This window comes from Lentzea kentuckyensis (genome assembly GCF_002150765.1).
Taxonomy (GTDB): domain Bacteria; phylum Actinomycetota; class Actinomycetes; order Mycobacteriales; family Pseudonocardiaceae; genus Lentzea; species Lentzea kentuckyensis.
Map to the genome: position 1 here is coordinate 1 of NZ_MUYM01000143.1, position 296 is coordinate 296.

The 296-nt window shown below is 72.3% G+C and carries 1 pseudogene; it reads right to left on the reverse strand.

From position 1 onward, the window contains the following. Positions 1–33: 33 nt before the first annotated feature. A pseudogene (locus B0F77_RS50290) lies at positions 34–296 on the reverse strand (4-hydroxy-3-methylbut-2-enyl diphosphate reductase); the annotation flags it as partial.

The following is a 296-nucleotide window of genomic DNA, read 5'->3' on the forward strand; positions in this document are numbered from 1 at the left end:
GTGAGCGCGCGGACGTCCGCGGGCGAGGTGATGTCAGCCAGCACGGCGCACCGCCAGCGGCAGGGTGAAGGAGATCGTCTCGGTCGCCGTCGTGTGCGTCGACACCGACACCGAACCCAACGCCTCCAACGCGGCGACCACCTCGTCGACCAGTTCGGGAGGAGCCGAGGCGCCGGCCGACAACCCGACGGCCGTGACCCCGTCCAGCCACGCCGGGTCGATCTCCGAGGCGTCGTCGATCAGGTGGGCGGGCGTGCCGGTCCTGGCCGCGAGCTCGACCATGCGCACCGAGTTGG